The organism is Muriicola sp. (genome assembly GCF_041567615.1).
Classification (GTDB): domain Bacteria; phylum Bacteroidota; class Bacteroidia; order Flavobacteriales; family Flavobacteriaceae; genus Muriicola.
In genome coordinates this window covers 1-7,137 of the sequence record NZ_JBFGBM010000141.1, presented here as the reverse complement: position 1 = coordinate 7,137, position 7,137 = coordinate 1, and the positions used below count along the sequence as shown (strand labels likewise).

Sequence of the window (7,137 nt, the reverse complement as noted above, 5' to 3'; positions counted from 1 at the left end):
GAGTTCTGCCTCTGTAGTGCCCATTGCCTTCCCCCTGATCGCAGGTGCGGGAACCATGACAGCCCTCCTGTCACTCCGGGCAGAATTCTATGTAGAGAACATTATTGTGGCCATTATCGTAAATATCATCTTTGTTTACCTGGTGTTGAAATCATCCGCAAAAATTGAACGGGTACTGGGAAAAGGCGGACTCGGAGTCATCAGGAAGGTTTTCGGAGTGATCCTGCTGGCCATTGCGGTGAAACTTTTTGCCACGAACATCAACCAGTTATTTCCGTAAGGGAAATGATGAATCGAAAAAAGCTGTACAATGAATAAGAATTTTTCCATCGTACTGATCATACTGGCCCTGGCACTGATCGCCTATAATGTAACGGTTATCGACTTCAAAAATCCCCTGGGTGAGGACAGTATTATAGCCGTTATCGGAGTAGTGGCGGCCCTTTGTGCCATCGTGCTTTTACTTATCCTTCTCGCTTCCCGAAAAATACAGGATAAGTTGAAAGACCAGTGAATTCAGATAAAGAGTTGTTAATCCTTTACTAAAGGCTTCTCCGCTTGAATGGTCGGAGCATCCAGCTCGAGTACTTTTAGCAACATGAGGTCAGTCTCCCCTTTGATCTTGGCACTGAGATTTTCGGAAAAAAGTTGTTCTGCCAGGGCTGCCTTAAGGTACAATTTGATCCTCTTATCGTACTGATAGAAGTCCATGCTGATATTACTTGCCAGGGCAAAGTCAACGAACTTCTCAAAGAGGATATCGTCTACCCTGAAATTCTTCACAAAATCATCCTCGGAATAGGTGGCGTATCGTTCCCTGTCCTCTTCAAGATGCTCAAAAATAAAGCGGGAGATAAAACCGAGGCTTTCCATGCTTTTGATCGTCTCCACCTCCATATTTCCTATAGGGACAAAAACATCGGGAATAATCCCTCCGCCTCCATAGACCACTTTGCCTTTAGGCGTAGTGAATTTGAGGGAATCTGCAACCTTTATGCTGTCGGCAGAGACGAGTTCCCCATTTTCATATCTTTCCTCGAACCGCTCGTAATAATCATCGCTCCCGTTGTGATAGTCCCGCTGAATAGACCTTCCGGTAGGCGTATAATACCTCGATACCGTAAGCCGGACCGCGGATCCGTCACCCAGGGCCATCTCCCTCTGAACGAGGCCTTTCCCAAAAGAACGCCTGCCTACGATCGTACCTATGTCATTATCCTGCAACGCCCCAGCGATGATCTCACTGGCTGAAGCTGACCGCTCGTTGATCAGTACGTATACGGGTTTGTCCTCAAAACTGCCGGCATCAGTGGCATACATCCTCTCGATCTTGCCTTTCTTGTTCTTGGTGAAAAGGATGAGCTTCCCTTCCTGCAGGAATTCATCAGCCATCTGTTCGGCTATCCCGAGATACCCTCCGGGATTATCCCTGAGGTCGAGGGTCAGTTTCTTAGCCCCGGATCTCTGCAATTCCCTCAGTGCTCTCCTGAATTCCCTGAACGTGGTCTCCGCGAACCTGTTGATCTTGATATAGCCCATATCAGGAGATAACATATAAAATGCCTCCACACTTTTGATGGGCACCCTGTCCCGCTGAAGGGTTACGTTGAAAAATCGGTTTTCTTTCTTTCTATAGACCTTAAGGCTGACAGCAGACCCGCTTTCCCCTTTAAGTGTGCTTACGATCTTCCTGCTGGGAAGGTTCTTTCCGTAAAGCGTATCCCCGTCTGCCTCCATGATACGGTCACCGGGTTCTATTCCTTTCAGGAAGCTCGGCCCATTCTCTATGGTCCTGATCACGGTGATGGTATCCCTGTACATATAAAAGTTGATCCCGATACCCACGAAATCCCCCTTCATATTCTCGGAAACCTGGGTGAGATCTTCTTTTGGAATGTAAACCGAATGAGGATCCAGTTTATCGAGGATATTATTTACGGTAACATCCACAATGCTGTCCGTATTAATGTCGTCTACATACTCGTAGTCGATATAATCTATAAGCCTGTTGAGTTTATCTTTTTTTGAATTGGTCGTAAAGAGCTTTTCCGGAGAGTCATTGAAATTAAGCTTCCCCCCTATCAGAATACCCAGAGCTAGCGCCAGGGCGATTACTGCAGGCCATATGTAATGAAATTTCTTCATGAATCCTTACGCATTATCTTCCAGGATATCAGGCAGGTGCTCCAGTTCAACCCCCGCCCTCTCCAAAAATTCCAGTCCGCTGTTGTCCTTGTATGAGATCTGATAGACCACACGTTTTATGCCAGACTGGTGAATGAGTTTGCTGCATTCCCTGCAGGGAGATAAGGTAATGTACAGGGTGGCTCCTTCACAGGACTGGGTGGAAGATGCCACCTTGGAAATGGCGTTCGCCTCCGCATGCAACACATACCATTTGGTGTATCCTTCTTCGTCTTCGCAAATGTTTTCAAAACCTGTCGGAGTACCGTTATACCCGTCGGAGATGATCATCCGATCCTTAACGATGATGGCGCCCACCCTTTTTCTCACGCAATAGGATAGCTTTCCCCATTCGTGTGCCATCCTCAAATAGGCCTTGTCGTATTTTCGTTGCTTCTTTTTGGTCACTTCTAAGCGGATGTACTATTGTCTCAGATGGCGATCACGCACTAAGATACCGGCTTTACCAGAGTTCGCCAATTGATTATGGTTAATATTTAATTAAAACCGTTGAGGTGCACCCTTCACGACGGCCAGGTGTTTATGATCATAGGAATGGTGATGGCGATCACCAGGGCTGTCGTTCCGATGATAAAATATTTGCGGGGGACCTTCAAAATTCCTTCCAGCAGGGCCGCCAGGAGAAGCACTCCGAGGATTACCACGAGCTGGGAGAGCTCGATCCCGGTGGCAAAACCCAGGAGAGGGTTCAGTTTCTCATCCTCCCCTGCCATGAGCATCTTAAAATAATTGGAAAACCCAAAGCCGTGAATCAACCCGAAAAAACCTGTGGCCGCCACCTGCAGTTTAAAACTGAGTGCGCTGTGGTCCTTCAACCCCTCCCTGAGATTGAACAGGGCCGTCAAAAGAATGGTCACCGGGATCAGAAATTCGATCAGGGCGACATCCACCTCCACAATCCCATATACGGAAAACGCAAGGGAAAGGCAGTGGGCTACCGTAAAGATGGTCACCAGGGTGAGCACATGCTTCCACATCCGGAAGGTGTAAGGAATGGTCAGGGCCATGAGGAAGAGGATATGGTCATACGCATTGAGGTCGAGTACATGCCCCAGCCCCAATTCTATGTAAAATCCGAAACTTCCCATATCTTAAGGGTTATATGCCCCTCTCCTTCTGTATCTGTTCATAGGCTTTCTGTACCTCCTTGAATTTCTCTTCAGCCCCTTTCTTAATAGCCTCGTTCTCTGTATTGACCCTGTCCGGATGGTACTTTTTCGCCATAGTCCTGTACGCCTTCTTTACTTCGTCATCGGTGGCCGTTTTGTCAATCTCCAGGATCTTATAGGCATTGTCAGCCGCTTTCACAAACATGGCCTGAATACTTTCGTAATCGATCCTCCCTATGCGCAAATAGCCTGCGATCTCCCTGATCTTGTCGATCTCTTTCGCGCCGATGGACCCGTCTGACTGGGCGATGGCGAATAAAAAGTGCAGGAGCTGAAGTCTGACCTCGTACCGGGTACGCTGGTTGAGGTAATTACAGATGCGTTGTGCCGAGATCTCACGTTTCTTAATCACCTCATTGAACGTCCTGAAAATGGCGTTGGCCTTTTCCTTCCCGTAAGTCTGGAGGAAGTATTGCCGGACGTAGTCGAGTTCACGCTGGCTGACCTGCCCGTCTGCCTTGATGACGATGGAGCAAAGGGAGAGCAGGTTGAGTTCAAAATCGGCAGGGGTCACTTTCTGACGGCCAAGGTCCTGAAAAATGGTCCTCGCACCCGACCCGGAACCCATGCTGTCCATCACGCTCCCCAGAAAGAAGCCGATGATGGCCCCCGGTAAGCGGAACAAGAAGTACCCGAGAATGGCTGCAATCCAGCGAATCATAAAAAAATTTTGGCAAAGATAGGATTTAGCAAAGAAAAGCGGGGACAGTGTTAAGAAAGCTTTGGCTAGAAAATACCAGTTATTCCTTATCTTTGACCTCAATAAAACATAAGACTATGTATCCCGCAGAATTGATAAAACCTATGAGAGACGACCTCGCATCCGCAGGGTTCGAGGAATTGTTCACCGCAGAGGCTGTTGAAAAGGCCATCAACAAGGAAGGCACGACCCTGGTCGTGGTCAACTCCGTTTGTGGATGTGCCGCTGCCAATGCAAGACCAGCAGCTAAAATGAGCCTGAGAAACGAGAAAAGACCGGACCACCTGATCACTGTTTTCGCAGGGGTGGATAGGGAAGCCGTAGATGCCGCCAGAAATCTGATGGTGCCTTTTCCACCATCTTCCCCAAGCATGGCGCTGTTCAGAAATGGAGAACTGGTCCACATGATAGAAAGACACCATATCGAAGGGCGTCCCGCCGAAATGATCGCTGAAAACCTCACGGAGGCCTATGACGAATTTTGCTGATTGGCCTGCAGTAAAATAAAATGGACCGCACTTAAGAAGGTGCGGTTTTTTATTTTTGTATTATGCGGAAGTTCCTAGCCTACCCACTGACCGTCCTCTATTTCGTGATTTTCGGGATCACCCTTGTGGTCTTTCACCCCATACAGTGGATATGCCTGAATCTTTTTGGTTATAACGCTCACAAAAAAAGCGTGAGTATCCTCAATCTCGTACTCATGTGGTGTACCTACCTACTGGGAACCCGCTACACTTTTATCAATAAACACCGGATCACAGATGACAAACCGCTGATCATTGTCTCGAACCACCAGAGCATGAATGACATTCCTCCTATCATCTGGTACATGAGGCGTCATCATCCCAAGTTCGTCAGTAAGATTGAACTCGGGAAAGGCATCCCGAGCGTTTCCTACAACCTCAGGCACGGTGGTTCAGCCCTCATCGACAGAAAGGACAGCAAACAGGCCCTTACAGCCATTGGGAGACTGGGAGAGTACATAGAAAAACACAACAGGAGTGCTGTCATCTTCCCCGAAGGAACCCGTAGCCGGACAGGAGAACCCAAGAAATTTCAGACCACAGGTCTCAAGGTGTTGATGAAAAATGCCCCTTCTGCCCTGATCGTCCCTATCAGCATCAACAACTCCTGGAAAATGCTGCGTTACGGCAAATTCCCATACGGCATTGGTTCCCATCTTATTTTTAAAGTACACCCCCCTATCCCAAATACCGGGGATCCGGATGCGATCATTTCACATGCCGAAGAACTCATAAAAAAAGATATCTACCCTCACACATGAACACCACCGAAATCGTTGAGTCTACCATTGATTTTGTCAGGGAAACCTTAGGCGATGCGGAGGGGGGACACGACTGGTTCCACACCCAGCGCGTGTTCAGAAATGCACTGCTACTGGCAAAGGATGAAGATGTCGACGTCCTGGTGGTAAGCCTTGGGGCGCTTCTCCACGATATTGCGGATGCCAAATTCCACGATGGGGACGAAAGCATCGGACCCCGGATGGCGAGGGAATTCCTGTCTTCCATTGAAGTGGAGGAAGAAATCATTGATAAAGTGTGCTTTATCATAGAAAAGATCTCCTTTAAGAATTCCATCGGGCGCGAAAAGGAAGTGAAACACTCCCTTGAACTGCAGGTAGTACAGGATGCGGACCGCCTGGATGCGCTTGGGGCCATCGGTATAGCCAGGGCTTTCCAATACGGAGGCTACAAAAACCGGAAAATATACGATCCGGATATCTCCCCGAATCTAAAAATGGACAAGGAGGCCTATAAAAAATCTGAAGGGCCCACCATCAATCACTTTTATGAAAAACTACTGTTGCTCAGGGACAGGATGAACACCCAAACCGGAAAGAGGATAGCCGCCCAAAGACACGAATTCCTGTTGAGCTACCTGGAACAGTTCTACGCAGAATGGAACGGAGAAAGATGATCTGCCTTGGTCCAATACGCTCAGGAGTTCGGATCAAACATCCGGTTAAGTTCCATGACGAGAATTCTTTTTTTGTATCTTCCGGGATCAAAAATTCTCATTCATGCAAAGGCGAAAATTCATAAAAAACGTAACGGCTTCAACTGCTGTATTCTCAATTGTTCCCAGCTTTGTACTTGGTAAAGGACACGTACCCCCCAGCGATACACTCTACGTGGGTGCCTTTGGGGTAGGAGGAAGAGGTTTGGGCGTGATCCGTGGGCTACAGGAAACCGGAAAGGTGAAGTTCGTTTCTTTTTGTGATGTGGACGACAGGCGGGCAGCTCAGACCTATGAGCTCTTTCCCGATGTGAAGAGGTATAAGGATTTCCGCAAGGTGTATGACAAGCAATTAAAAGATATGGATGCTGTGATGGTGGCGACTCCGGACCATACCCATGCCACTATCGCCCTGCCCTTTATGAGGGCCAAGAAACACGCCTACGTGGAGAAACCCCTGACCCATAATATTGCCGAAGCCAGACTGATGACACAGGTTGCCCGGGAGAACGGGATTGTTACTCAAATGGGCAATCAGGGCGCTTCCAGTGACGGCAGCCGGCTCGCCAAGGAATGGATTAATTCCGGGGTGATCGGAACTGTGGAAAAAGTCGATTGCTGGACCAACCGGCCGGTTTGGCCGCAAGGTGTTCCCCTGCCAAAAGGAAAAGATGAAATTCCGGAGGGACTCGACTGGGACCTTTGGCTGGGACCGGCCGCAGAAAGAGATTACAACAACGCTTACCTGCCCTTTAAATGGAGGGGCTGGTGGGACTTTGGCACTGGAGCCCTTGGGGATATGGGTTGCCATATCATGGAAACCCCATTTGGAGTACTTGACCTGGGTTATCCCACTGAGGCCGAAGCCAGTTGTACCACCAATTGGGTCGGCGACTTCGTAGAGGCGGATTACAGTGCCTCCTGCCCTGCTTCCTCTATAGTCCGACTTAAATTCAACACCGAACAGCACGGCAACATCGACCTCAACTGGTACGATGGGGGTATCATGCCCGACCTTCCGGACGAACTTAAAGACGGTGAGACCATTGGGGATACCGGAGGAGGTACGGTTTTCTACGG

10 protein-coding genes are annotated in these 7,137 nt (G+C 48.7%); 6 read left to right on the top strand and 4 right to left on the bottom strand.

Annotation, left to right across the window (positions count from 1 at the left end; translation table 11 throughout):
- On the top strand, positions 1 to 280 hold a 280-nt coding region (locus tag ABYP73_RS09920), incomplete at its 5' end, for a MarC family protein (protein WP_372974210.1).
- Positions 281 to 310: 30 nt separating this feature from the next.
- The gene (locus ABYP73_RS09915) at positions 311 to 514 is read left to right on the top strand and encodes a hypothetical protein (protein ID WP_372974209.1); all 204 of its coding nucleotides are present in this window, start codon (positions 311 to 313) and stop codon (positions 512 to 514) included.
- Between the two features lie 17 nt (positions 515 to 531).
- Here ABYP73_RS09915 and ABYP73_RS09910 read toward each other — a convergent pair whose 3' ends face one another.
- The 4 genes from ABYP73_RS09910 to ABYP73_RS09895 all read right to left on the bottom strand — a co-directional run bounded on the left by ABYP73_RS09910 (position 532) and on the right by ABYP73_RS09895 (position 4,035).
- Entirely contained in the window at positions 532 to 2,145 is a 1,614-nt protein-coding gene (locus ABYP73_RS09910; protein WP_372974208.1) for a S41 family peptidase, read from the bottom strand.
- A 6-nt stretch (positions 2,146 to 2,151) separates the two neighbouring features.
- Positions 2,152 to 2,592, bottom strand: coding sequence for a cytidine/deoxycytidylate deaminase family protein (locus ABYP73_RS09905; RefSeq protein WP_372944892.1), 441 nt, complete (start codon positions 2,590 to 2,592; stop codon positions 2,152 to 2,154).
- Between the two features lie 116 nt (positions 2,593 to 2,708).
- A complete protein-coding gene (locus ABYP73_RS09900) occupies positions 2,709 to 3,293 on the bottom strand; it encodes a HupE/UreJ family protein (protein ID WP_372944891.1) in 585 nt (194 codons plus the stop codon).
- 10 nt (positions 3,294 to 3,303) lie between these two features.
- Positions 3,304 to 4,035: a TerB family tellurite resistance protein gene (locus ABYP73_RS09895; protein WP_372974207.1), complete on the bottom strand. Its 732-nt coding sequence runs from the start codon at positions 4,033 to 4,035 to the stop codon at positions 3,304 to 3,306.
- 116 nt (positions 4,036 to 4,151) lie between these two features.
- On the opposite strand from ABYP73_RS09895, the gene ABYP73_RS09890 reads away from it, so the two are divergent.
- The 4 genes from ABYP73_RS09890 to ABYP73_RS09875 all read left to right on the top strand — a co-directional run.
- A complete protein-coding gene (locus tag ABYP73_RS09890; RefSeq protein ID WP_372944889.1) occupies positions 4,152 to 4,562 on the top strand; it encodes a BrxA/BrxB family bacilliredoxin in 411 nt (136 codons plus the stop codon).
- A gap of 62 nt (positions 4,563 to 4,624) precedes the next feature.
- Complete coding sequence (locus tag ABYP73_RS09885) at positions 4,625 to 5,362, top strand: lysophospholipid acyltransferase family protein (RefSeq protein WP_372944888.1); 738 nt, start codon at positions 4,625 to 4,627, stop codon at positions 5,360 to 5,362.
- The gene (locus ABYP73_RS09880; RefSeq protein ID WP_372944887.1) at positions 5,359 to 6,018 is read left to right on the top strand and encodes an HD domain-containing protein; all 660 of its coding nucleotides are present in this window, start codon (positions 5,359 to 5,361) and stop codon (positions 6,016 to 6,018) included. Before ABYP73_RS09885 ends, ABYP73_RS09880 begins: the two co-directional genes overlap by 4 nt.
- Before the next feature lie 103 nt (positions 6,019 to 6,121).
- A partial coding sequence (locus tag ABYP73_RS09875) for a Gfo/Idh/MocA family protein (RefSeq protein ID WP_372974206.1) occupies positions 6,122 to 7,137 on the top strand: 1,016 nt, incomplete at its 3' end.

Coding starts and splice junctions, on each gene's coding strand:
- ABYP73_RS09915 (WP_372974209.1), top strand. CDS start 311: ATGAATAAGAATTTTTCCATCGTACTGATCATACTGGCCCTGGCACTG.
- ABYP73_RS09910 (WP_372974208.1), bottom strand. CDS start 2,145: ATGAAGAAATTTCATTACATATGGCCTGCAGTAATCGCCCTGGCGCTA.
- ABYP73_RS09900 (WP_372944891.1), bottom strand. CDS start 3,293: ATGGGAAGTTTCGGATTTTACATAGAATTGGGGCTGGGGCATGTACTC.
- ABYP73_RS09895 (WP_372974207.1), bottom strand. CDS start 4,035: ATGATTCGCTGGATTGCAGCCATTCTCGGGTACTTCTTGTTCCGCTTA.
- ABYP73_RS09890 (WP_372944889.1), top strand. CDS start 4,152: ATGTATCCCGCAGAATTGATAAAACCTATGAGAGACGACCTCGCATCC.
- ABYP73_RS09885 (WP_372944888.1), top strand. CDS start 4,625: ATGCGGAAGTTCCTAGCCTACCCACTGACCGTCCTCTATTTCGTGATT.
- ABYP73_RS09880 (WP_372944887.1), top strand. CDS start 5,359: ATGAACACCACCGAAATCGTTGAGTCTACCATTGATTTTGTCAGGGAA.